General features: G+C 43.4%; 21 protein-coding genes and 6 tRNA genes. 20 read left to right on the forward strand and 7 right to left on the reverse strand.

All coding sequences use genetic code 11. The features are described from left to right. Positions 1 to 153: 153 nt before the first annotated feature. Together trmJ and DFP79_RS04840 are read right to left on the reverse strand one after the other, a co-directional pair. The gene (gene trmJ, locus DFP79_RS04835) at positions 154 to 912 is read right to left on the reverse strand and encodes a tRNA (cytosine(32)/uridine(32)-2'-O)-methyltransferase TrmJ (protein WP_133502793.1); all 759 of its coding nucleotides are present in this window, start codon (positions 910 to 912) and stop codon (positions 154 to 156) included. A 25-nt stretch (positions 913 to 937) separates the two neighbouring features. After that, on the reverse strand, positions 938 to 2,338 hold the full coding sequence (locus DFP79_RS04840) for a J domain-containing protein (RefSeq protein ID WP_133502794.1): 1,401 nt from the start codon (positions 2,336 to 2,338) through the stop codon (positions 938 to 940). Positions 2,339 to 2,541: 203 nt separating this feature from the next. On the opposite strand from DFP79_RS04840, the gene moaC reads away from it, so the two are divergent. Genes moaC through moaE form a run of 3 tightly spaced genes read left to right on the forward strand, consistent with a single transcriptional unit; the run spans position 2,542 to position 3,792 of the window. Further along, positions 2,542 to 3,048: a cyclic pyranopterin monophosphate synthase MoaC gene (gene moaC / locus DFP79_RS04845; RefSeq protein WP_133502795.1), complete on the forward strand. Its 507-nt coding sequence runs from the start codon at positions 2,542 to 2,544 to the stop codon at positions 3,046 to 3,048. Beyond that, a complete protein-coding gene (locus DFP79_RS04850; RefSeq protein ID WP_133502796.1) occupies positions 3,048 to 3,302 on the forward strand; it encodes a MoaD/ThiS family protein in 255 nt (84 codons plus the stop codon). Before moaC ends, DFP79_RS04850 begins: the two co-directional genes overlap by 1 nt. 1 nt (position 3,303) lies before the next feature. Continuing rightward, on the forward strand, positions 3,304 to 3,792 hold the full coding sequence (gene moaE / locus DFP79_RS04855) for a molybdopterin synthase catalytic subunit MoaE (RefSeq protein WP_133502797.1): 489 nt from the start codon (positions 3,304 to 3,306) through the stop codon (positions 3,790 to 3,792). Positions 3,793 to 3,841: 49 nt separating this feature from the next. On the opposite strand, the gene DFP79_RS04860 is transcribed toward moaE, so the two are convergent. From DFP79_RS04860 to DFP79_RS04870, 3 genes are all read right to left on the reverse strand, one after another. After that, a complete protein-coding gene (locus DFP79_RS04860) occupies positions 3,842 to 5,089 on the reverse strand; it encodes a tyrosine-type recombinase/integrase (protein WP_133502798.1) in 1,248 nt (415 codons plus the stop codon). Between the two features lie 101 nt (positions 5,090 to 5,190). Next, positions 5,191 to 6,069 carry a protease HtpX gene (htpX, locus tag DFP79_RS04865; protein WP_133502799.1) on the reverse strand — a complete coding sequence of 293 codons (879 nt, stop codon included), beginning with the start codon at positions 6,067 to 6,069 and terminating at the stop codon, positions 5,191 to 5,193. A gap of 228 nt (positions 6,070 to 6,297) precedes the next feature. Beyond that, entirely contained in the window at positions 6,298 to 7,515 is a 1,218-nt protein-coding gene (locus DFP79_RS04870) for a pyridoxal phosphate-dependent aminotransferase (protein WP_133502800.1), read from the reverse strand. Between the two features lie 97 nt (positions 7,516 to 7,612). On the opposite strand from DFP79_RS04870, the gene msrB reads away from it, so the two are divergent. Continuing rightward, complete coding sequence (gene msrB, locus DFP79_RS04875) at positions 7,613 to 8,047, forward strand: peptide-methionine (R)-S-oxide reductase MsrB (RefSeq protein WP_133502801.1); 435 nt, start codon at positions 7,613 to 7,615, stop codon at positions 8,045 to 8,047. Positions 8,048 to 8,257: 210 nt separating this feature from the next. Here the strand turns inward: msrB and DFP79_RS04880 are convergent, their stop codons facing one another. Beyond that, a complete protein-coding gene (locus tag DFP79_RS04880; RefSeq protein ID WP_133502802.1) occupies positions 8,258 to 8,827 on the reverse strand; it encodes a YajG family lipoprotein in 570 nt (189 codons plus the stop codon). Positions 8,828 to 9,005: 178 nt separating this feature from the next. On the opposite strand from DFP79_RS04880, the gene DFP79_RS04885 reads away from it, so the two are divergent. The 12 genes from DFP79_RS04885 (at position 9,006) to DFP79_RS04940 (ending at position 16,691) form a co-directional block, all read left to right on the forward strand. Then, a tRNA-Glu gene (locus DFP79_RS04885) sits at positions 9,006 to 9,081 on the forward strand. Positions 9,082 to 9,131: 50 nt separating this feature from the next. Next, positions 9,132 to 9,206, forward strand: a tRNA-Gly gene (locus tag DFP79_RS04890). 21 nt (positions 9,207 to 9,227) lie between these two features. Next, positions 9,228 to 9,303 (forward strand) — tRNA-Glu (locus tag DFP79_RS04895). A 63-nt stretch (positions 9,304 to 9,366) separates the two neighbouring features. Continuing rightward, positions 9,367 to 9,442 (forward strand) — tRNA-Glu (locus DFP79_RS04900). Positions 9,443 to 9,523: 81 nt separating this feature from the next. Next, positions 9,524 to 9,598: transfer RNA gene (locus DFP79_RS04905), tRNA-Gly, on the forward strand. A 21-nt stretch (positions 9,599 to 9,619) separates the two neighbouring features. Then, positions 9,620 to 9,695: transfer RNA gene (locus DFP79_RS04910), tRNA-Glu, on the forward strand. Positions 9,696 to 9,743: 48 nt separating this feature from the next. Beyond that, on the forward strand, positions 9,744 to 10,613 hold the full coding sequence (pabC, locus tag DFP79_RS04915; protein WP_133502803.1) for an aminodeoxychorismate lyase: 870 nt from the start codon (positions 9,744 to 9,746) through the stop codon (positions 10,611 to 10,613). Then, a complete protein-coding gene (gene mltG / locus DFP79_RS04920) occupies positions 10,600 to 11,628 on the forward strand; it encodes an endolytic transglycosylase MltG (protein ID WP_133502804.1) in 1,029 nt (342 codons plus the stop codon). The genes pabC and mltG overlap by 14 nt, the downstream gene beginning before the upstream one ends. A gap of 34 nt (positions 11,629 to 11,662) precedes the next feature. Beyond that, a complete protein-coding gene (tmk, locus tag DFP79_RS04925) occupies positions 11,663 to 12,280 on the forward strand; it encodes a dTMP kinase (protein ID WP_133502805.1) in 618 nt (205 codons plus the stop codon). Between the two features lie 39 nt (positions 12,281 to 12,319). Then, positions 12,320 to 13,231 (forward strand): DNA polymerase III subunit delta', encoded by a 912-nt coding sequence (holB, locus tag DFP79_RS04930; RefSeq protein ID WP_166637638.1) that lies wholly within the window; start codon positions 12,320 to 12,322, stop codon positions 13,229 to 13,231. A gap of 7 nt (positions 13,232 to 13,238) precedes the next feature. Further along, positions 13,239 to 14,045 carry a TatD family hydrolase gene (locus tag DFP79_RS04935; protein ID WP_133502807.1) on the forward strand — a complete coding sequence of 269 codons (807 nt, stop codon included), beginning with the start codon at positions 13,239 to 13,241 and terminating at the stop codon, positions 14,043 to 14,045. A gap of 219 nt (positions 14,046 to 14,264) precedes the next feature. Then, positions 14,265 to 16,691 carry a Lon protease family protein gene (locus tag DFP79_RS04940; protein ID WP_133502808.1) on the forward strand — a complete coding sequence of 809 codons (2,427 nt, stop codon included), beginning with the start codon at positions 14,265 to 14,267 and terminating at the stop codon, positions 16,689 to 16,691. 122 nt (positions 16,692 to 16,813) lie between these two features. Here DFP79_RS04940 and DFP79_RS04945 read toward each other — a convergent pair whose 3' ends face one another. Continuing rightward, positions 16,814 to 17,110 carry a hypothetical protein gene (locus DFP79_RS04945; RefSeq protein WP_243730194.1) on the reverse strand — a complete coding sequence of 99 codons (297 nt, stop codon included), beginning with the start codon at positions 17,108 to 17,110 and terminating at the stop codon, positions 16,814 to 16,816. Positions 17,111 to 17,441: 331 nt separating this feature from the next. Here DFP79_RS04945 and DFP79_RS04950 point away from each other — a divergent pair, with 331 nt between their 5' ends. From DFP79_RS04950 to DFP79_RS04965, 4 genes are all read left to right on the forward strand, one after another. Further along, on the forward strand, positions 17,442 to 17,879 hold the full coding sequence (locus tag DFP79_RS04950) for a cytochrome b562 (RefSeq protein ID WP_133502809.1): 438 nt from the start codon (positions 17,442 to 17,444) through the stop codon (positions 17,877 to 17,879). Positions 17,880 to 18,084: 205 nt separating this feature from the next. Next, positions 18,085 to 18,474 carry a hypothetical protein gene (locus DFP79_RS04955; protein WP_243730195.1) on the forward strand — a complete coding sequence of 130 codons (390 nt, stop codon included), beginning with the start codon at positions 18,085 to 18,087 and terminating at the stop codon, positions 18,472 to 18,474. Positions 18,475 to 18,557: 83 nt separating this feature from the next. Further along, on the forward strand, positions 18,558 to 19,637 hold the full coding sequence (locus DFP79_RS04960; protein ID WP_133502810.1) for an AraC family transcriptional regulator: 1,080 nt from the start codon (positions 18,558 to 18,560) through the stop codon (positions 19,635 to 19,637). Between the two features lie 123 nt (positions 19,638 to 19,760). Further along, positions 19,761 to 21,500 carry an acyl-CoA dehydrogenase family protein gene (locus DFP79_RS04965; protein ID WP_133502811.1) on the forward strand — a complete coding sequence of 580 codons (1,740 nt, stop codon included), beginning with the start codon at positions 19,761 to 19,763 and terminating at the stop codon, positions 21,498 to 21,500. The last annotated feature ends 7 nt before the right edge of the window (positions 21,501 to 21,507 follow it).

The following is a 21,507-nucleotide window of genomic DNA, read 5'->3' on the forward strand; positions in this document are numbered from 1 at the left end:
GAGCAGCTGAATGTTGGGAGCAAATATGGATATTGGAAGAAGGGTTGTTGATAACGACAACAAATCAATGACTTAACGTTCGAAGTAAAAGCAAAAGAGGAGCGTGATAGCAGGTCGCGCTCCTCTTTCATGTCTTGTCATATCGTCAGCTGTTTATTCTTGATTGTCTGCTTTTTTGCTGTCTTTTTCAGATGGCGTCAGATTAGCTTCTCGTTGAACGGCTGCTAAAACACCTCGTAAAATTCCCAGTTCTTGTTTTTCTGGGCGGGAGCGATTAAAGAAACGTTGTAGCTTTTCTAATACTTTTCCCGGGTGGTTTTTAATAATAAAATTTAAGCCGTACAGTGTTTCTTCTAAGTGTTCATGGAACAAATCCATCTCTTTCTTGCGAGGATACTCAGGCGTTTCTTTATTGTGAGTCGCTTTATCTTGATTTGCCATCCAGATTTCATAAGCGATGATTTGTACTGCCTGTGAAATATTCAGCACTGGGTATTCGTCGTTTGCATCGATGTAGACTTGACGGTGGCATTGAGCAATTTCTTCGTTTAATAACCCTGTGGTTTCACGACCGAATACGATAGCAACATCGTGTTGCTTTGCCTCAGGAATAACTGCTTCAGCACATTCTCGAGCATTCATAATAGGAAGCTGAAAAGTCCTATGACGAGCGCTTGTGCCTATTACTAAGCTGCAATCAGCAATTGCGTGTTCAAGAGAACTGACAATAGTTGCGTTTTCCAATAAGTCGACAGCGCCTGCTGCGCGACTGGTCGCTTCATCAGAAGGGTAGTTGTTCGGGTCAACCAAATACAGATTGGATAACCCCATGTTTTTCATTGCACGCGCTATAGCACCCACATTTCCGGGATGGAAAGTATTGATTAAAACGATTCTGATGTTACTTAGCATGGAACTTGATTATCTCTTTTTGGCCTTATGGACGTAATGTGATCGAGCGTTCGGTACTGGAAAAATCGACCGTGTCCATCAAGGTGTGTTCTTGATCATTAAAAACGAAGTGTTGGCACGCGCGATGATACAGGGAACCGGTTTCTAAAACCAATTTGTATTTCCCTCTGGGAATCGAATTTGCTGCGAGTGCTTGCTTTGCATGAAGATAGATCGCAAACGGAGCATCACCTTCTAGTGATTCGAACCGTAAGATACTCGCAACGGGTAACTGGTTTAATATTCGTAATCGACTCTTACCTAAATGCTTTTTGCTATTGTTAGTGGATTTTCTGACAAATTCACCGTGTTCTGGAGCAATACCCGGATGGCCGTAACAGCCGTAAAGCTGTGCGTTATTAAAGGAGCCAAAACCAAATTTGGATGCTTTTGCCCAGCCTGTGTGGTTTTTATATCTCAGTGCTAGCCAATTCCCTTTAGATTGCTGAACACTCACATCGGAGTTTTGCGGAATGTTAATAAGCGATGTATTAGAGGTGTTTGGCTCTGAGTACAAAGGAGTATCTTCCAATGAGTATGCATCTCCAATTCTTAAATCAGGATATAACCCTGCAATATACGTATTTTGCTCCGCCCCCATCTGGTCATTTGAGGTGTTTAGGTCTTGCCAATACAGAGTTGCGTATATTCCAGCGGCAAAGCAACCGATGTACGAGGCCGCTTGAAATGCGAGTTTTGCCGCTCTTAACCTAATAGGGACAGCGAAAGAGCGGTCGTGTCGTTCTTCTAAGGTATTCGAATAGCCGGCACGACCTGAAAATTGATTTTGAAACGGCGGCTCGTCAAATTGATACTGTGTATCTTTTTTTATATCGGAGTCGGACGTGAAATTTTCAGAATTGAAATGATGTGTTTCTCGGTTAGGATGCGTTTCTCGGTTAGAATGTACATCCGCATAGTTTTTTTCACTGTCAAATGGCTTGTTATGCTTAAACGCTTCCTCGTACAGCGCTTTAACCCGCCTTTCGTTTAAGGTGTTTCTAGCTGTTTTGATGGCTTCTTCACGAGCTTGATCTTTTTTGGCGTTATTACGCTTCATTTCTTCGTAAGCACGCTGCCGCTCGCGAATGTATTCTTCTTGAGCGCCATCGTTCTTGAAGTTAAAACCTGACTTTTCAAAGGGTGAGGGCTTAGCTTCGTTTGTAAAGCTATAAGGCTGCCAGTCTGCGGGTTGTGTCCCGTTTTTTATGGCATCGAGTACATTTTGATAAGCAGCTTGAAGACGTTGAAATAACTCAGTTGTATCTTGATTGGGGTTCTTATCCGGATGGTACTGACGCGCAAGGCGTCTGAAGGCCGCTTTAACGTCTTGTTCAGTCGCCGTTGTAGGTACTTGTAATAAATGATAATCGTCTAGCAGGCTCATCAGTAATCAGTCATTGCCTTATAATGACGAAACATTATGCCCGAAGTCGTTCTCTGCGCAAACCACAGAAGTGGCCCAGCGCCAAAAATGTGGATCTACACAGGGCCTAGTAATCTTTGATTTTACAGATATTTTATTACGTAACCTTGCAATTTTAGGCGAATTTAACAAGTATACGTTGTTTGATTTTAGTTGAGTGTTGCATGAATACTGAAAAAAATAGAAATTCTTTATCGCATCTTGATGCAAAAGGGCAAGCTCATATGGTTGATGTGGGCAGCAAAGAAGTTACTGAACGCTCTGCAACAGCGAGAGCGCTTGTTGAAATGAAGCCTGAGACTTTATTAAAGGTCATAGATGGCGGCTTACCTAAAGGCGACGTGCTTGCGACCGTTCGAATTGCAGGTATTCAAGCAGCGAAGAAAACGTCGGATTTGGTGCCACTTTGCCACCCTCTGATGCTGACTAAAATTACACTTGATATAGAAGCCATCAATGAAACGCAGATTGAAATTCGATGTACTTGTAAACTCAGTGGAAAGACTGGTGTGGAAATGGAAGCATTGACCGGCGTTAGCGTTGCGGCTCTCACTCTTTATGATATGTGTAAGGCAGTTGATAAAGGGATTCTTATCAAAGAAACGTGTTTGCTTACGAAAACAGGTGGCAAAAGTGGCGATTGGGTAAATGAACAAGAAGGAAATGTTTAATGGCGACGATTAAGATCGTGTATTTTGCCTCAATAAAAGAGATGTTAAATAAAGAGTCGGAAGTGCTTGATTTAGATTGCCCGATCACTATCGGGGAGCTTAAGAATCTATTGTCACAAAAATATGCTCAACCTGAGCTGGCTTCAACAAAAACGAAAGCCGCGATAGATCAGGAGTTTGCTCGGGATGGCGATGTTGTTGATCCTTCATCATCAAAAGAGGTGGCCTTTTTTCCGCCTGTGACAGGGGGCTAGAATGAGTAATAATTTGACCGGAAAAACATCCATAATAGTTCAGTCTGAAGACTTTTCTGTTCCTGATTTATACAGTCATTTAGCATCGAGCGGTGATACTGGTGGGGTTGTGATGTTTGTTGGTTTGGTCAGAGATTTTGCTCATGTTAACACCTCATCCAATGGCGACTCCAATGCGGTATTTGAGTTAGAGCACTACCCTGGGATGACAGAGCGTAACATCGAATCGATAGTAGAGGACGCGTTCCAGCGCTGGCCTTTGCAGGCGGTTTCTGTTGTGCATCGAGTGGGGAAGTTGTCCATTAACGATCAAATTGTATTTGTAGGAGTGAGTTCGGCTCATCGCGCTGAAGCATTTTCAGCGTGCGATTTTATTATGGATTACTTGAAAAGCCGGGCAGCGTTTTGGAAAAAAGAAACAGTGGATAATAAAGGGAAGTGGGTTGAGGCAAAAGATCAGGATGAGCTAAGTCTGAATCGATGGAAATGATCCGCTCTCTATTTATGACTTCCTGAGTTTTGCCATCCTCAACAGAGACTTATACGGGCCTCAATGCTTTCTTTCTTGCACTGGCATGGCGTTCTCGATATTCAGTGTCTATATACCGGTCGGTAGTTGCCATACTGGCATGACCAGCATCTTCTCGAACGTGCTCTTTTGGTCTTACCTTTACGTCTTCGGATATGCCTGTATGGCGTAGCCAGTGAACAGTAGCAACGCGCAGATCTTCAGCGTCCGATTTCATTCCATCGTCGCACATGCGTTGGTAAGCCGTATCGAAACAGAATTGAACAATATTTCTTACTTGTCTGGAGCTTGTCATTGCGCCTTTTCCACGATTCTTGGGAATAACAGGGGTCATTTCGGCGACCGTAGGTAAGTCTGCTAGATCCCGAAAACGCCGGTATCGTGTCAGTGCCGTTAACATTTCGTCAGAAACACTCACCAGTCGCTCTTTATTTCCTTTTGAAAGTACTTTAAACCACCAATGGCCATCAGCATCTTTGATAAAATCTCCCATAGTGGGTGCAGATCGTTCATCGGCGACCAGTTCAGAAATACGAAGATACATTCCTAAAAGAGCATTCATAATGAACAGTGTTCGTTCATGCATTTCTGGGTCTTGATCAGCGAGCATTTCTGCTGTTTCAATGACGTAATCCCATTGGAGGTTTGATATACGTCTGACTTGGCGTCGGGTGATTTCCTTTTTTACAAATTTACTCTTCTGCCGAATCAGGGCAACCGGGTTTTGGCTCACCGCCTCTTCTTGCATTAAAAAACCATAGTACGACGATAATATTGAAAAAGTAGCGCGAATAGCGGCCTGGGAGAGAGAGAATTGAGAGGCTTTTGGGCTATCGCCGTTTCTAAATTCAACTTTTGAAATGTGTGAAACAAATGGACGCCATGCTTCATTTGAAACTCTTTGTCCCATGTGGTTCTTGTATCGAGCGACGTTCTTAGTCCCGATCCAGTCTGCTGGTGGAGCGACGCAAAAATGGATAAATTCTTCGATTTGGTCGCGCCTTAAGCTTGATGTCGGTGTGCCGTTTATGAACCACGACCACAGCATTAGTCGCTCAACCTCTCTTCTATAGGAGTTAAATGTCGCTCTTGAACCGTTATAACTGTAGATAAAGCATAAGGCGAGCTGTAAATCTCTTTTAAAATCAGGCTCATCAAGAAGCTTGATTTTAGACTGGAGTGGTTTAACTATCTGTTCAAACTGGGTAAAAGGATTCGCTAGGTGCTCTAGATTATCGATAATCGGGCTTGGCGTCATTGGGGGCTCATAAGTGTAAAACTAGCATTGATAATAGCAAATATTTTATGGGAAATAAAAATGCCCTCATGAGAGGGCATTTAGTGGTTGAAGCTCTAAGCTTAAAGTTGCTGTAATGCGTGTATACGCTTGTCAATGGGAGGGTGACTGGCGAACAGTTCCCCTAGCTTTGGGCTTCGACCTAGACGAATACCGAACGCAAGCATGCCGTCAGGCATGTGTGATTCTTCATGTTCTTGTTGCAACCGCGCTAGCGCAGCGATCATTGAACCTTTACTTGCTAGGCGTGCCCCTGCCTCATCGGCGCGGAATTCGCGGTAACGGGAGAACCACATCACAATGGTCGATGCCAGAATGCCGAACAAGATTTCGAATATGAAAGATGTAATGTAGTACGCCATTCCGACGCCACCTTCTTCATCGTCTTTGCGCATAAATTGGTCGACTGCATAGGCCGCTATGCGTGCAAAGAACATAACGAACGTATTGACGACGCCTTGAACTAAGGTAAGCGTTACCATGTCGCCGTTTGCTACGTGGCCAACTTCATGAGCAACTACGGCTTCGATCTCATCTGGCGGAAAACGATCCATCATACCGCTTGAAACCGCCACAAGAGCGTCATTTTTGTTCCATCCCGTGGCAAAGGCGTTTGCATCGTGAGAAGGAAAGATCGCGACTTCAGGTGTTTTGATGCCAGCTTCTTTTGATATTCTTGCTACGGTTTCAAGTAGCCAAGCTTCTTTGTGGTTTTGTGGTTGGCTAATGATATTTGCGCCCGTGCTTCGTTTTGCCATCCATTTGGACATAAACAGCGAGATAAAGCTGCCGGTAAAACCAAATACGGCACAAAATATCAGCAGCGACGTCAGATTCAGCCCCGTACTTGAGATGTATCCGTCTACGCCAAGAAGGCTTAGAACAATACTCGCAACGACGAGTACGGCGATGTTGGTCGCCAAGAAAAGTAAGATACGCATTTAAAGCTCCAATATAGTTATATGAAAGTGAAACAGGTTTCCTATTAAGGTATTTTTTGTCTCGCTTTCTGAGCTTGATAGGGGCGTTGGAGGGTATTTCAAGGTAGTTGGAGAGTATAAGTGAAATTTATCACTTGCTTATACTCTCCAACTGTAAATTAGCCGCCAATCAACTGCAAAACGATTGAAGGCTTTAATGTTTGCTATAAGTGGCTAGAAACCTGTGGGTTACTTATTTCGCATTCGATGAAGGAAATTTGCAAACCGAGACATCGCAGGTTGCAGTTCTTCTACATGCGGTAAGAAAACGAATCGCACATGGTCGTGAGTAGGCCAGTTGAAACCGGTTCCTTGCACGATGAGTACTTTTTCCTCTTTTAAAAACTGTAGAACGATGTCGATATCATTTCGGATGTCGTACATTTTTCTGTCGAGTTTAGGGAATAAGTATAAAGCTCCTTCAGGTTGATGACAGGTTACGCCGGGAATGTCATTTAGAGTCTCCCACGCGACTTTTCGCTGCTCATAAAGTCTGCCGCCGGGCACAATCAATTCGTTTATACTTTGATACCCACCAAGCGCTGTTTGAACCGCGTGTTGAGCGGGAACGTTAGCGCAAAGGCGCATTGAGCTAAGCATGTCTAAGCCGGCAATATAATCGGAAACTCCTGTCCTTGGTCCAGTTAATATCATCCAACCTGCTCGAAAGCCTGCGGTACGGTATACCTTAGAAAGGCCACCGAACGTAATGCAGGGAATGCGCCCTTCCGTAAGTGTAGAGGTCGGTAGGTGAGTTGCTCCATCATACAAAATCTTATCGTATATTTCGTCGGAAAATAGCAATAGACCGTGTTCTTCCGCTAGGGCAACAAGGCCTTGGAGAGTTTCTTTCGAGTAAACCGCTCCTGTGGGGTTATTAGGATTAATAATAACAAGTGCTTTGGTTTTGTTACTGATCTTAGATTTTATATCTTGAAGATCAGGCTGCCATCCGTTTTCCTCGTCACATAAATAGTGTTTAACGTAACCTCCAGAAAGTGTGGCAGCAGCGGTCCATAATGGGTAGTCAGGGGCAGGGACAAGGATTTCATCACCGTCGTTTAGAAGCGCTTGCATTGCCATGACGATCAGTTCGCTCACGCCGTTTCCCATCCAGACGTGGTTAACGTCGGCAGACTTTACGCCGAGTGCCTGATATTTTTGCATGACCGCTTTACGAGCCGAGAAAAGACCTTTCGACTCACAGTAACCTTGAGCTGTCGGTAAGTTCTTTATTACGTCTACTAGAATTTCGTCTGGTGCTTCGAATCCAAATGGGGCAGGGTTGCCTATGTTTAATTTGAGGATTCTTTGTCCTTCATCTTCCATGCGCATGGCTTCTTCTAAAACTGGGCCACGAATTTCATAACAAATGTTTGCAAGTTTATTGGATTTACGAATTAGCACCTTGATTCCTTACTATTAACCCTCATCGATACGGCTATACTTTTACAAAACCGCAAGTTCGGTTCTAACGTACGATATTTATTTACGGAGTGTTCTTATGTCTCATGATACCCCTAAGACGGGAAAAGTCACGAAATCGGACGAGGAATGGCGTGCGCAATTGACTCAAGAGCAATATGCGGTAACTCGTCAGAAAGGAACAGAGCGTGCTTTTACAGGGCAATACGATAAATTTTATGAAGAAGGGAAGTACAATTGTGTGTGCTGCGGTGCGCCGCTTTTTACATCCGGTGCGAAGTATGACTCTGGCTGTGGTTGGCCTGCCTTTTATGAGGGAATAGAGGAAAACATAAATGAACACGAAGACAACTCTTGGATGATGCGACGTACAGAAGTCGTTTGTTCAAACTGTGATGCGCATCTTGGACATGTCTTTCCAGACGGTCCTGAGCCAACAGGGGTTCGTTACTGCATTAACTCGGCTTCTTTAACCTTTTCTGATGATGCGTCTGGTGACGATTCGACAGAGTGAAGCTGAGACACTTCTCTCCCTATATTGAAGGCTGACTATTATGAGTACCATACAAAAGTGCTGAGGTCTTGTATTGTCGCCGACGTGCATCACAGTGAAAGAGAAGCAAGTAACCTCGCTTTCGCCGTGATGCCCTTTATTATAGTGGTTTCTTTAGTGCTGCCACTTTAACTAATGCAATCGCGCTATTAAGAGCTTGTCTTGCTTCGCCTATTTTTGTAATAGCAATATTACGTTTGGATCGTTCAACAGTCTGCTCACCGTATCAGATGATAATTCGCTCATTGCTTCTTGTACTTCTTCTTGAGTTGGAAGAGATCCATACTCGTCAACTTTTTGAGAGACATAGTTTGCGCGATAGGTTTTGTTTTTAGCTTTTAGCTCCAGAGAAAGTGAATAGTCTAAAGTGGCCTCTGTTTTGAGAACTTTTTTAGCGGTTGTGTAAGAAAGTTTTGAAATTGTGACGGTAAGTGATGCAGGTGGTTGCCCACCAAGTTCTGGTTTAAAACCAAGTTTCTTCAATCCCTCTACAAGAGCCGCTTTAACGTCTCCTTTAGATGTAGGAGAAAGAAGAATATCAGCGTGCTCTCCTATACCTGTATTTATCTCTCCAATTTTACCTTCGAAAGAAGACAGGACCTTTATGTCTATGACTTTATCGTTGGTCAATGTGTTCATACTGACTTCTGGGGTTGGGGTGATGTTAATAGTGTGGGTTGTGCTTGCACAACCGCCTAGGATTAAAGTGCTGACTAATAAGGGAAGGGCGATAGACTTCATGTGATTATGACTCCATATTGTACAAAAAATATAAAAAACAACGGACTAAGTGAAAAGAGTAACAGTTTTTTTAAAAAAACTGTTGATTTTCAGATTAGTAACAGTAATATACGCACCCGCTCACACAGCAAGGCTTCAAACGCTAAATGCCACAATTTGTGGGGTTAGTGTGTAATGTGTCCCATTCGTCTAGAGGCCTAGGACACCGCCCTTTCACGGCGGTAACAGGGGTTCGAACCCCCTATGGGACGCCACTTAACTTACGCGTTGAGTATAAAGAAGAAGTTTTGTAATGTGAATGCATGCGGGAATAGCTCAGTGGTAGAGCACAACCTTGCCAAGGTTGGGGTCGCGAGTTCGAGCCTCGTTTCCCGCTCCACTTTCTACGGAAAGTAATTGTGTCCCATTCGTCTAGAGGCCTAGGACACCGCCCTTTCACGGCGGTAACAGGGGTTCGAACCCCCTATGGGACGCCACTCAATTCAACGATGTTTTGTTGGTTGGGTAATAAGTAATAAAAAATGCATACGTGCAATTGTGTCCCATTCGTCTAGAGGCCTAGGACACCGCCCTTTCACGGCGGTAACAGGGGTTCGAACCCCCTATGGGACGCCACTATTTAAGATTTACTGACAAGACACGTTTTGTTAGTGAAAAGCTGGATCAAACCGAATAGGGGAGATCGGCAAAAGAAATGCGGGAATAGCTCAGTGGTAGAGCACAACCTTGCCAAGGTTGGGGTCGCGAGTTCGAGCCTCGTTTCCCGCTCCACTTTCTACGGAAAGTAATTGTGTCCCATTCGTCTAGAGGCCTAGGACACCGCCCTTTCACGGCGGTAACAGGGGTTCGAACCCCCTATGGGACGCCACTTCCTTTTACGTTATGATACCAACCAATTCCTCATGGAAACTGTCTTATGGTTTGGTTTGTAAACTTCAAAAAAACAGAAAATATCTCAATTAATGACCGTGGTTTACCTTACGGTGATGGTTTGTTTGAGACTATGCTATTTCAACATGGCGCTGTTCAGAATTTTCAATTTCATTCAAATCGACTCGAAAGAGGATTGCGACGCCTTCAATTTACGGGTGACTTCTCCTTGCTACTCAGTGATGTGTGGCAATTTATATACGCCAATGCTCCTTCAGCGGGCGACCCTGTTCTAATAAAACTTATTGTTACGCGTGGCGAAGGTGGTCGAGGCTACAAGCCGCCAAACAAAGTCATCCCTAATGTTTTGATATATTTTGGTCACCCTCCAAATTACGATAAGCTTCGAAAACAGGGAATGCAGCTTGTTGTCTCCCCCATATGTACCAGTATTAATCCGTCGGTTGCTGGTTTAAAACACTTAAATAAACTCGAAAATGTGTTGGCAAAACATGTTTTGGAAGAAACGGTGGACGAAGCATTGATGTTAGACCCTAATGGCTATATTACAGAATGCATTCAAAGTAATATTGGTTGGTTTAAAGGGAATAGACTGTGCTTGCCGAGTATCGTTGATTCTGGAGTGCAAGGTACAATGCGTAGCCGAATTATTGAGTCATATAATGGCGTCATCGATGTAGGGCGCTTTAAGCTAAATGATATATTAGAGGCCGACGAAGTATTTGTATGTAATGGCTTACTCGGTGTTGTCGGTGTGGCTTCGATAGTTAATCAAACTAAGAATGTCAGTAAGGGCGGACTGTCCGACCTCAACAACCGGCGCTTTATCATTGGCAACAAAATAGAAAATTTACAAACTCTTTTAGAAGATAAGGAAAAACATGTCTGCTGTTAAATGGCTTGTGTCCCTGATTTTTTTGCTTTTAACGCTATTGGCGGGCGCGGCTGCGGGCATTTATTATGGTGTTACCCAACCCCTCATGATAGACAGTGCGCAGGAGTATGAAGTTCAGCTAGGCGCTTCTTCAACCAAGATTGGTCATCAACTTGCTGCTCGTGGATGGATTTACCATCCATTATTGACGAAAGTGGTTTCTCGACTGAACCCTACGCTCATCCCTAAAGCGGGGCGATACGAAATAGTTCCGGGGCAAAACCTTATTCAGGTTTTTCAGCTGTTTGATTCAGGTAAAGCGATTTTTCACGAGGTAACTTTGCTCGAAGGGAAGACCGTAAAAGACTATATGGCCGCATTGGAAGCGAAAGGGAATATCCAAATGACGATGTCTGGGTTTGATGCGAAACGTATTGCTAAGCATATGGAGCTTGGGCACTCATCTGCGGAAGGTTTGTTCTTCGCGAATACTTATAGGTATCACGATGGCGATACCGATGTTGATATTTTAAAACATGCAAACACACTCTTAAAGAAAGAATTAAACACCGCATGGGATAATCGAAATAAATCTATACCGCTAAAAACGCCATATGATGTTTTAACGTTAGCCTCAATTATAGAAAAAGAAACCGGAGTGGCTTACGAGCGTCCGCTCATTTCCAAAGTGTTTATGAATCGTCTTAAGCGAAGAATTCGCTTACAAACAGATCCGACAGTGATTTATGGTTTAGGCGATAAATATAATGGCAACATAACGCGCAGAGATCTTCGTACAAAAACGCCTTATAACACTTATGTTATTGACGGGTTGCCGCCAACACCGATTGCTAATGTTGGGCGTGAAGCGATTGAAGCAGCCGTATGGCCAGGAGAAACAGCTGCGCTGTATTTCGTAGCAAAAGGGGACGGTACACATGCGTTTTCTCGAACACTTCGCGAACATAACAACGCAGTGGCAAAGTATCAAAAATATCAGCGAAGAAAAGACTATAAGTCTTCGCCCAGTAAATAAGCTCTTTATTGAGTGCTCGTTAGGTGGACGTTAGGTGAAAGGTAGATTTATTACGCTGGAAGGCGGTGAAGGCAGCGGTAAGACCAGCGCTATTGCATTCGTTAAAGAATGGCTCGAAGCGAAAGGTGTGCCTTATATTGTAACTCGTGAGCCAGGTGGAACACCTCTCGCTGAAGAAATTCGTCAAGTGGTGTTGAGCAAGCGTGACGAGAGTGTAAGTCCAATCACGGAGTTGTTACTTGTTTTTGCAGCCAGAGCTCAGCATGTTGAACAAAAAATAGTGCCGGCTTTAGAGTCTGGAGTGTGGGTGATCAGTGATCGTTTCATAGATTCCTCATATGTCTATCAGGGTGTCGCCAGAGGGTTGGACATCGCTGATATTGACAGATTGGTTCACTTGGCGGTGGGTGATTGTTTGCCAGACAGAACCATATTACTTGATGTGCCTGTCGAGGTGGGTATGGAACGTGTAGCGAATCGATTGGGAAATGATCGATTGGATGCAGAAAGTACTCAGTTCCATGAGATGGTTCGCCGTGGCTTTTTAGATCTCGCTATACGAGACCGTGATCGGGTATCAATTGTTGATGCAAGCGTTGCGCAAAAAGATGTTTTTGAACAAATAGCAACAGTGTTAGAGTGCGTTAATTAGTAAAAATGCTAGAGGTGTTTTATTAGTATCCCCCCTTGGTTGAAATTATTACAATCAAAAGCTGAAGATTGGCGTAAAAACGGAACGTTTCATCATGCTTTACTCTTGACCGGTGAAGAGGGCGTGGGACAAGAGGTATTGGCGCGATCGCTTGCTGATTTGCTAATGTGTGAATCGGATAACGCGCCTTGCGGGCACTGCCATTCCTGTCAGTTGATGTTGGCAGGCTCTCATCCTGATTACCTGTATATTGACGGTTCCGAAGGAACGATAAAGGTTGATGTAGTTCGCCAGCTTATCGTGCGGGTTTCAAAAAAAGCACAGGTAGGAAAAGTAAAAGTTCTTTTGCTTCATGATGCTCATTCCATGAATATTAATGCTGCTAACGCTGTTTTAAAAGCCTTGGAAGAGCCTCCTGAGAATACATTTTTTATTCTCACCACGTCGAGTTCCCACGGTATGCTGCCAACTATTCAAAGTAGATGTCAAAAAATGGTGTTGGATTCACCCGATAGAAACGACGTAACGACTTGGTTGGAGCAAGAAGGTCATTCAGAAGTCAGTGATCTTTTTTGGTTAACTCAGCAACCCTATCATTTGCTCGCTCTTAAAGAAAAAGGTTACGACGCACTGTACCGTAGCCTTCCGAATAAAGTTCGTGTTTTACTGACGGGTGAAGACAGTGTAACGAATATTGTTAAAGGTGTTGATCAATCTAACATACTCGCACTGTGTGACGGGTATGCTGCCATCTTACATCAGGTGATCCAATATTCTGCATCAGGTTATTTATCGGGTGAGTTGAAGGAAGTGGGTGAGTTGATGCTTTCAAAACGCAGTATTTATCATCTTATGGCGCGATATGATGCCATTATTGGGCTTAAGCAAAGTCTCAAACGGTCAAATCTAAATCCCGTTATGCAGCTCACATACGAATTAAATCAGTGGTAACAAATATATGTTGATCGACACTCATTGTCATTTAGATAAACTAGATCTCACTCCTTATGACGGAGAAGTACGCGGCGCCTTGGTTGCAGCGGCAAAAAACGATGTTAAACAAGTCTTAACGATTTCAGTGGATTTGGAATCGTTTGATACTGTGAATGAATTCACTCAAATACAGGGTGTGTTTTCAAGTTGTGGGGTACACCCCTTACATACTGAAGGCCTTTTAAGCGTACCAGATAAACTTATAGAGTTGGCCTCGCAAGATAAGGTTGTAGCAATCGGAGAGACTGGGCTTGATTATTTTTATGACAAAGATCAAGAGAACCATGCTAAACAGCAACGAAGCTTTGTTGCGCATCTTGAGAGTGCGTCTTTTCTTGGGTTGCCTGTAATTGTTCATACTCGTGACGCGAAAGAAGATACAATCGAGCTTATTCGTGAATATGGTGATCCGAACTTTGGTGGCGTTTTGCACTGTTTCACTGAAAGCTACGATATGGCAGTAAGAGCGATGGAGGAGAACTACCTAATCTCTATTTCAGGAATCGTAACGTTTAAAAATGCAGAGGCGCTTCGAGAAACGGTCAAGAGGTTACCGCTTGATCGGTTGCTCGTTGAGACAGATTCACCTTACTTAGCGCCTATTCCCCATAGAGGACAAAAAAACCAACCTAAATATGTAAAAGATGTTGCTCAGTTTGTCGCGGATATAAAAGGTATTCGTTATGAGGAGTTATTGGAAATTACAGCACAAAACTTCCACGATAAGTTTAAGAAAGTGATTCGTAATGAAACGTTGAGTGAATCTTATTGATTTACATGAATAAAACGAAAAAAGAAGCGATTTTGATAGGATTTTACTTAGTCATGCATTACGCTTCTTAATATAACTTAAACAAATTACCCCTCCTAATCTCTAGAGCGAGTAAATCCACCTAAAAAATTAAGCGTGTTTTGAAAGAATTTCGCACTGATATTAGGAGTTGCTAGTTGCATAGCGTTGCTTGTAACTGGTCTACATATAAGGACCTTCATGATGTCAAAAACGGTTCAGCCTCTTAAGAAGTCCGCGTTATACGCGACAGTCTCTCCCGACAATCTTCCTTTTAAAAAATTAAGCGATATAGAGCCGCTAAGTGGCATTCTAGGCCAGGAGCGAGCGGTGGAAGCGATTCAGTTTGGTGTCGCTATGCAGCGCCCAGGGTACAATATTTATGTTATGGGCGATTCTGGAACAGGCCGTTCTTCGTATGTAACAAACTATCTAAAAAGCGAAGCAAAGCGTAAAACAGCACCCAACGAGTGGGCCTATGTAAACAACTTTACAGATACACGCGCGCCTAAAGCGATCGAATTTACACCGGGTGAATCGTCTATTTTTGAGAAGGAAATTCGCTCTTTAATAGATGCAGTTATGGCGACTTTTCCAGCGGCATTTGAAAATCCAACTTACCAACAGTATAAGAGTGCGATTGATCGAGCTTTCAATGAAAAGTACGAGGGTGCGATTAATTTGGTCGAGCGAATGGCGCTGCGTATTAATGTCGCAATGTTCCGTGATGCTTCTTCCGTAAGCTTTGCTCCAATGCGCGATGGAAAGGCGCTAGAAGAGGCTGACTTCGCAGGTCTTACTGACGACGAGAGAGATGCATTTCAGGCGGCTGTATCTGAGCTTGAAACACAGCTAAACAATGAGCTGCTAGGGTTGCCTCAATGGAAGCGAGCCTCCTACGAGGAGCTAAGAGAGCTCAATCTCGAAACCATCAAAGAAGCACTTGATCCTCTCATGGCTCCTTTGTTTGAGAAGTATTCTGATAACGGAGCAATCACCTCGCATTTAAAAGAGATGCGTGAGGATTTAGATAAAGTACTCATTGATCAAATTTCAGACGAACGAGCGGCTGAAAGTCGAGATGAAGTTAGCCGACGTACCATGTACGAGGAGTTTTATCTTCCAAACATTGCGGTGACACATGAGCCAGATGGCGGAATGCCTGTAGTGTATGAGCCTCATCCAACATATCGAAATCTTTTCGGGCAAGTTGAGTACAGCAGCGATCAAGGGATGCTGATTACAAGTTATCGCTTAATCCGCTCGGGAAGTCTTCATGCTGCTAATGGCGGTTATTTGATTCTTGATGCTGAGAAGTTGCTTACTGATCATTACTTGTGGGAAGCGTTGAAGCGAGCACTGAAGAGCAAAACTTTGCGTATAGAGCATCCGTACGCGGATATGGGGATGATGAATACGACAACCTTGTCGCCGGAAGACCTTCCGTTACAGGTAAAAGTGATCTTAATTGGTTCTCGTGAAATTTATTACCTTCTTCAAGATGCTGATCCCGACTTTCAAGAAATGTTCAGAGTTTTGGTGGATTTTGATGACACACTAAAACGTGGGAAGGAATCTGAACACGCATTTGCACGACTGTTAAAGGATCGCGTTGATCAAGAAGGGTATGCAGATGTTACTCGCGACGGTGTCGCACGTCTAATTGAATACAGCAGTCGTTTGGCTGAGCATCAAAAAGAAATGGTTGCTCGAATCGGAGACGTATTTGAGTTGCTTAGTGAAGCAGACTTTGTTCGTGACATGGCGAAAGACGATGTTATTTCAGAAGAGCACGTCAAACGCGCGTTACTTGCGAAAAAGCATCGTACTGGGCGTGTAAGTGAAAAGATAATAGAAGAAATTCTTGAAGGTACTGTTCTGCTCGAAAGTGATGGACAGGCGATCGGTAAAATTAACGGCCTAACTGTCATGCAGATCGGCGATAGCAGCTTTGGTGCGCCAGCTCGTATTTCAACAACCGTGTATCCGGGTGGAAAGGGCATCATCGATATCGAGAGAGAGTCTAACCTTGGGCAAAATATTCACTCAAAAGGTGTATTGATTCTTTCGGGCTATTTAGGTAATAAATACGCACAGAAATACCCTCTAGACATCTCTGCATCCATTGCTATGGAGCAAAGTTACGGCTATGTCGACGGAGACAGTGCTTCGACAGCAGAGCTGTGTTGTCTTCTGTCTGCACTTATTCAAGTGCCTTTACGTCAGGACCTTGCGATCACTGGATCATTGAATCAATACGGTGAAGTTCAGGCGATCGGTGGTGTAAACGAAAAGATCGAAGGTTTCTTCAGTGTTTGTAAGGCGCGGGGCTTGACTGGAACTCAGGGTGTTCTCATTCCAAAATCGAATTCAAACAATTTGATGTTAAATGATGATGTTCTAGAAGCTGTCGAGAAAGGCGAGTTCCATATATATGCCATTGAGACAGCGGATCAAGCGCTAGAATTGCTCACAGGTAAAGAGGCTGGGCAAGCTGATAGTGATGGAAACTACCCAGAAGGGTCTTTGTCTTCGATGGTTATTTTGCGTTTGGAAGGGATTTCCAAGCTGGGTGATGAAGAAGAAAAAGACGATAGTAAAGAAGAAACGGCTGGAAAAGAAAATTAAGGTCTGATCGATGTGCACAGGCAGTAAAATGGTTTTCTATTGCCTGTGTGCTCTTTTGCTCAAATTGTATTAACTGTGTTCCCAAGAAACGTAGGTAGATCGGAAGTTTCTAGCGATAAAGATCAGTATTTCCCTTGAGTGCGTTTAATCATGTGAGCAGAACACTCATTACTCACGAGTGTATAAACCGTATAATATAAGTCTCCGGCTTTGATATGGCTGGCAACTTCCTTTCTTTTGCTTGGGTGATGACGTTTCAAAACCTTTGCTCGTTTAAATACCTCACCGTTCATCAGTGCTTCACTGTATTTATCGGACGCTTCCATTGAATCTCTATCTGAACATTCGGCCCCACTTACGGCATAGGCGTGCAATAAAAGTGCTGCTAGGCATGTTTTTACCAAGAGTTTCAATATCATATGTTAAAGGTCACCTGCAGAAAGTTACGGTAGCTCGTCTTATGTATTTTAGACAAATGTAATAGTGGTATCTACCGTTGATACAAATAAACGAAATAGGTAGTTCGTCTCGATTTTTATTTAGACATTTAAAGAGCTTGCAGCTTGAATTAAGCCCCGACATTTTATATAAACAGTTTTTATAATAACCGAAGTACGTAGTTTGGAAATGTAGATCACAAGCTTTACAATTTAGATAGTGTCACGAAAGATGATCTGGAATATCATTTATTCTTAAGCTAGGTTTTGTGGTAAGACCTAGAATTAATGTTGAAGCTCCAAAGAGGTGTCTATGAAGTTAGTAAATATGATTGCTGCAATGGGTATGATTGCTGTTTCTTCGGTAAGTTTTGCTCATGGGCATGGTGCTTGTTCTAAAACAGATCTTCATGGTCAGATGATGTCGATTAAAAAAGAGCTTAGGGCGCTTTCACAAGACGTTAAATCCGATAACCTAAAAGGGGCGGGTGAACACGTTGATAAACTGATTGGACTTTTTGAAGCCTCTAAAGCGGAAACGCCGTATTTGTTCCATGAACAAAATTTACAAGGCGATGCTCTGATGTCTGCTCGTACAGAGTATGAAGCCGTGTTTGATAGCGCTATCGAAAAACTACAAGTAATAGATGCTGAAATCGCTAACGGTAATTCCAGTAAGATTGGCTCTGCCGTACGAGAGTTGGGTAAATACCGTAAAATCGGACACAGTAAGTTTAAAGCGGATTGCTAGTATACGAATGTGTCTCAAGGAAAAGAGATTGGTACTAAGGGATCTGGTCTAACGCTTTGGGACATGGTTTCGCCATCAATGTTGCTTTTTTTTCAATGGTCGCATTTTTAAAAACTGGATAGATTGGCGTGTCAGTACCTTTTATTCGTCTTATTGGCCGCTTTCTTCAAAAATTGTCTTAGTCTTCTACTTGATGAAGTATTGTATGAAGATTGATACAATGGCGTATCAATTAGAGGTAGTTATGGCACGAGTTAAAAAATCCAGAAGTATGAAGAGCCGATTAGGGCGTGATGCAAAAACAGGCTCAAAAGAAATGCTCAAAGAGCAAAATAAAGCCCGCAAAGCTTCAAAGCCGAATAAGTTCCAAACTAAAAAGTCGAAAGAACGAAAAGAACAAGCGCATAAAAAGCTTGTGCGCCTAGGTTTAGCGCCAAAAGAAGAGGCCGCGTCACAAGCACCTCGTCCTCGTAGATTTACGATGCCGGTTCGTGAAGAAGACAAGGTTGCAAAGGTTGAAGTAGAGGTAAAGGAAGACAGCAACGAGCTTATCGCCAATGATTTGCTTGATGCGTTTACCGAAACAGACCAATAGAGTTCAATTAGAAATAACAAAAAGGCTGCATATGCAGCCTTTTTTGACGACAATAAAAATAAAGAACTAAAAGGGACTGTGTTATGAATGCAAAAGCATCTGTACCGATGTCGAGTGTGCGATTCCTATTGGAGGCAGTTAAAGCCAAAGGCCATTGCATCCCTACATTGCTTGAAAGTCTTGATATTGACCCTTCATTTATTGATAAAAATGACACATTCCCCGCTTATGAATATGGCATGCTTTATCAAAAAATCATATGGTTAGAGCAGGACGAATCCTTCGCTATGCTAAGTGGCGGTAAAATGCCAAATGGCACGTTTCGTATGATGTGCTTATGCATTATACATGCGCGCAGTCTTTCTAAGGCTCTCTATCGATGTAGCGATTTTTTTGAAGTGTGCCGAAGCCCGACCATTAAGCCAGTTCTCATAAAAAAAGGGCGTTATGCCTTGGTGACGTTTGCGCCAGTCGATATTATCGCCAATGATTTTACCGAAGACATGATGGCAAATGAGCCGATTGAAAAAATCAGAACGACCATGTCTATATGGCACCATTTTATCAGTTGGCTAATTGGGCGTCGGTTAGTGTTGAAAGCCGCGTATTTTATGGCTAACAGGCCGAGTGATGTAGAATATTACAAGACACTTTTCCAATCTGAAGTTAAATTTTCTCAGCATGCCAATGCGCTCGTATTTCCCGCAACTTATCTCGATATGCCAATTGTCCAAACAGAAGAAACCCTTAGAGGGTTCTTAAAAACAGCGCCGTACCAACTCCTCGTAATGGTTGAAAATGACAATAGCTTGAAGTCACAAGTAATGGCTCTGATCGGTAAGGACTTTTCTCGTGAATTACCGAGTGCCGATGAGGTTGCTTCAACACTCAACATGAGTGTGTCTACCTTGCGTCGTCGATTGAGCGATGAAAGTACGTCATATCAGCAAATTAAGGATGAATGTCGCAAAGAAGCTGCCATCACCTATATGAATGTTCCTCGGCTTTCGATCAATGATATCGCCTCACTGATGGGGTTTGATGAACCGAGTGCATTTTTTCGTTCGTTTAAAAAATGGACTGGAATGACGCCCGGAGAATATCGAAAAAGTGAGCAATATGTCCGATTCGAAAAGTCTCTGAACGAGCGAATTTCAAACTAGCTAAGTGACCGATGATTGGTTTTGTTATTAATTTAGCCTCCTAATGTTATTGCTGAAACAGGATCTGTTTACCATTCTATAACGATAGAATAACGCTCGAAAAAATCGTCGGAGAATAAGAATATGAGCGACTATCGTTATCCATATAAAGATGTATTGTTTTCATTAAACCAAGCGGGCATCTCAGATCGATTAAATGATTTTCTTGAAGAGCCTTTAACGGTGGATTTGGTTGAGGCCATTTTAACTGAATCCGCAAAGCTCAGTGAGCAGGTTATTGCTCCTCTTAATTGGAGTGGAGATCAAGAAGGCGCTAGACTTGAAAGCGGTGATGTCTACGAGGCTAAAGGGTTCAAAGACGCTTTCAGTGCCTATGTCGAAGGGGGGTGGCCATCTCTGGATGGGCATGTCGATCACGGCGGACAAGGTTTGCCATCAACATTAGCAACGGCGGTTAATGAAGGTATCCAGTCTGCAAACCTCGCTTTTTCATTATGCCCGTTACTTTCAAGTGGCGCGATCGAAGCGCTTGAACGATACGGTTCTCCCTCTTTAAAAAATACTTTTCTTAGTAAACTTGTAAGTGGCGAGTGGACTGGCACCATGAATCTAACGGAGCCAAACGCAGGCTCTGATTTGGCAGCAATTAGCGCCAAAGCGGTACCGGAAGGCGAGCATTTCCTAATACAAGGCCAGAAAATATTCATTACGTGGGGCGACCATCAGATGAGTGACAATATCATTCATTTAGTGCTTGCCCGTCTGCCTGATGCTCCAGAAGGAGTAAAGGGGATTTCTCTTTTTCTTGTGCCTAAATATCTTGTGGCTGAAAGCGGTGAGCTTGGTGCTCGAAATGATGTATGTGTTGCATCATTGGAACATAAGATGGGCATTCACGCATCACCAACTTGTGTCATGGCGTTTGGTGAAAATTACGGAGCAGTGGGTTACTTAGTTGGCGAGCCAAATCAAGGGCTCAAAGCGATGTTTGCTATGATGAACAATGCCAGACAAGGTGTTGGGCTACAAGGGCTTGCCATCGCAGAACGCGCTTATCAGCAGGCTACAGATTACGCAAAAGAGCGCAAACAAGGTTATGACGCTGCTAGAAAGAACCGAGTCGCCATAATAGAACATCCTGATGTAAAAAGGATGTTATTAACAATGAAGGCGCTGATCGATGCATCTCGCGCTTTGATATATACCGCAGCGGTAGAAAACGATGTGTCTAAGTTAGCAAACGGGGCAGAGGCGTCTGCGGCGTCCGCTCGTACTGCACTGTACACGCCTGTTGTTAAAGGATGGATCACCGAAATAGCGCAAGAAGTCACCTCGCTTGCTGTACAGGTGCATGGCGGCATGGGCTTCATAGAAGAAACAGGTGTTGCGCAGCATGCAAGAGATGCTCGAATTTTGCCGATATATGAAGGCACAAATGGCATTCAGGCGATCGATCTTATTGGGCGAAAGTTACAAGGAGATAACGGCATTGCTTTGAGTCGGTTGATTGACGAAATCATCAGTGATGTTGGTTTGTCCAAATCAAAATATGCAGAGCAAGTTAAGACTGAGACCGTGTTTTTTCAGCAAACAACGGACTTGTGCTTGTCTTCAATGAAAGAAGATCCTTTATTAGGAACTTATCATGCTTACGCCTATATGATGCAATTTGGTTATGTCGTTGGTGCTTGGTTGATGCTGAAAGCAGAAGATCAAATGAACGAAAATTCAGAGTTTGATGACCTTCGGTCTGCGTCGATTGAATTCTACTGCCGTCAAATTCTGCCAAGGGCGCGGATGTATGGTGACATGATAACCGCCGGCACGTCGACAGTAGACAGCGCAGTCTTTTTCGATAAATAAAATAAAA

It is taken from the genome of Marinomonas balearica, from assembly GCF_004362145.1.
GTDB lineage: Bacteria > Pseudomonadota > Gammaproteobacteria > Pseudomonadales > Marinomonadaceae > Marinomonas > Marinomonas balearica.

What these genes read in the sequence shown, in the direction of transcription:
- trmJ (WP_133502793.1), bottom strand. Translation starts at nt 912, where the DNA reads ATGCTAAGTAACATCAGAATCGTTTTAATCAATACTTTCCATCCCGGA.
- DFP79_RS04840 (WP_133502794.1), bottom strand. Translation starts at nt 2,338, where the DNA reads ATGAGCCTGCTAGACGATTATCATTTATTACAAGTACCTACAACGGCG.
- moaC (WP_133502795.1), top strand. Translation starts at nt 2,542, where the DNA reads ATGAATACTGAAAAAAATAGAAATTCTTTATCGCATCTTGATGCAAAA.
- DFP79_RS04850 (WP_133502796.1), top strand. Translation starts at nt 3,048, where the DNA reads ATGGCGACGATTAAGATCGTGTATTTTGCCTCAATAAAAGAGATGTTA.
- moaE (WP_133502797.1), top strand. Translation starts at nt 3,304, where the DNA reads ATGAGTAATAATTTGACCGGAAAAACATCCATAATAGTTCAGTCTGAA.
- DFP79_RS04860 (WP_133502798.1), bottom strand. Translation starts at nt 5,089, where the DNA reads ATGACGCCAAGCCCGATTATCGATAATCTAGAGCACCTAGCGAATCCT.
- htpX (WP_133502799.1), bottom strand. Translation starts at nt 6,069, where the DNA reads ATGCGTATCTTACTTTTCTTGGCGACCAACATCGCCGTACTCGTCGTT.
- msrB (WP_133502801.1), top strand. Translation starts at nt 7,613, where the DNA reads ATGTCTCATGATACCCCTAAGACGGGAAAAGTCACGAAATCGGACGAG.
- DFP79_RS04880 (WP_133502802.1), bottom strand. Translation starts at nt 8,827, where the DNA reads ATGAAGTCTATCGCCCTTCCCTTATTAGTCAGCACTTTAATCCTAGGC.
- pabC (WP_133502803.1), top strand. Translation starts at nt 9,744, where the DNA reads ATGGTTTGGTTTGTAAACTTCAAAAAAACAGAAAATATCTCAATTAAT.
- mltG (WP_133502804.1), top strand. Translation starts at nt 10,600, where the DNA reads ATGTCTGCTGTTAAATGGCTTGTGTCCCTGATTTTTTTGCTTTTAACG.
- DFP79_RS04935 (WP_133502807.1), top strand. Translation starts at nt 13,239, where the DNA reads ATGTTGATCGACACTCATTGTCATTTAGATAAACTAGATCTCACTCCT.
- DFP79_RS04940 (WP_133502808.1), top strand. Translation starts at nt 14,265, where the DNA reads ATGATGTCAAAAACGGTTCAGCCTCTTAAGAAGTCCGCGTTATACGCG.
- DFP79_RS04945 (WP_243730194.1), bottom strand. Translation starts at nt 17,110, where the DNA reads ATGATATTGAAACTCTTGGTAAAAACATGCCTAGCAGCACTTTTATTG.
- DFP79_RS04950 (WP_133502809.1), top strand. Translation starts at nt 17,442, where the DNA reads ATGAAGTTAGTAAATATGATTGCTGCAATGGGTATGATTGCTGTTTCT.
- DFP79_RS04955 (WP_243730195.1), top strand. Translation starts at nt 18,085, where the DNA reads ATGAAGATTGATACAATGGCGTATCAATTAGAGGTAGTTATGGCACGA.
- DFP79_RS04960 (WP_133502810.1), top strand. Translation starts at nt 18,558, where the DNA reads ATGAATGCAAAAGCATCTGTACCGATGTCGAGTGTGCGATTCCTATTG.
- DFP79_RS04965 (WP_133502811.1), top strand. Translation starts at nt 19,761, where the DNA reads ATGAGCGACTATCGTTATCCATATAAAGATGTATTGTTTTCATTAAAC.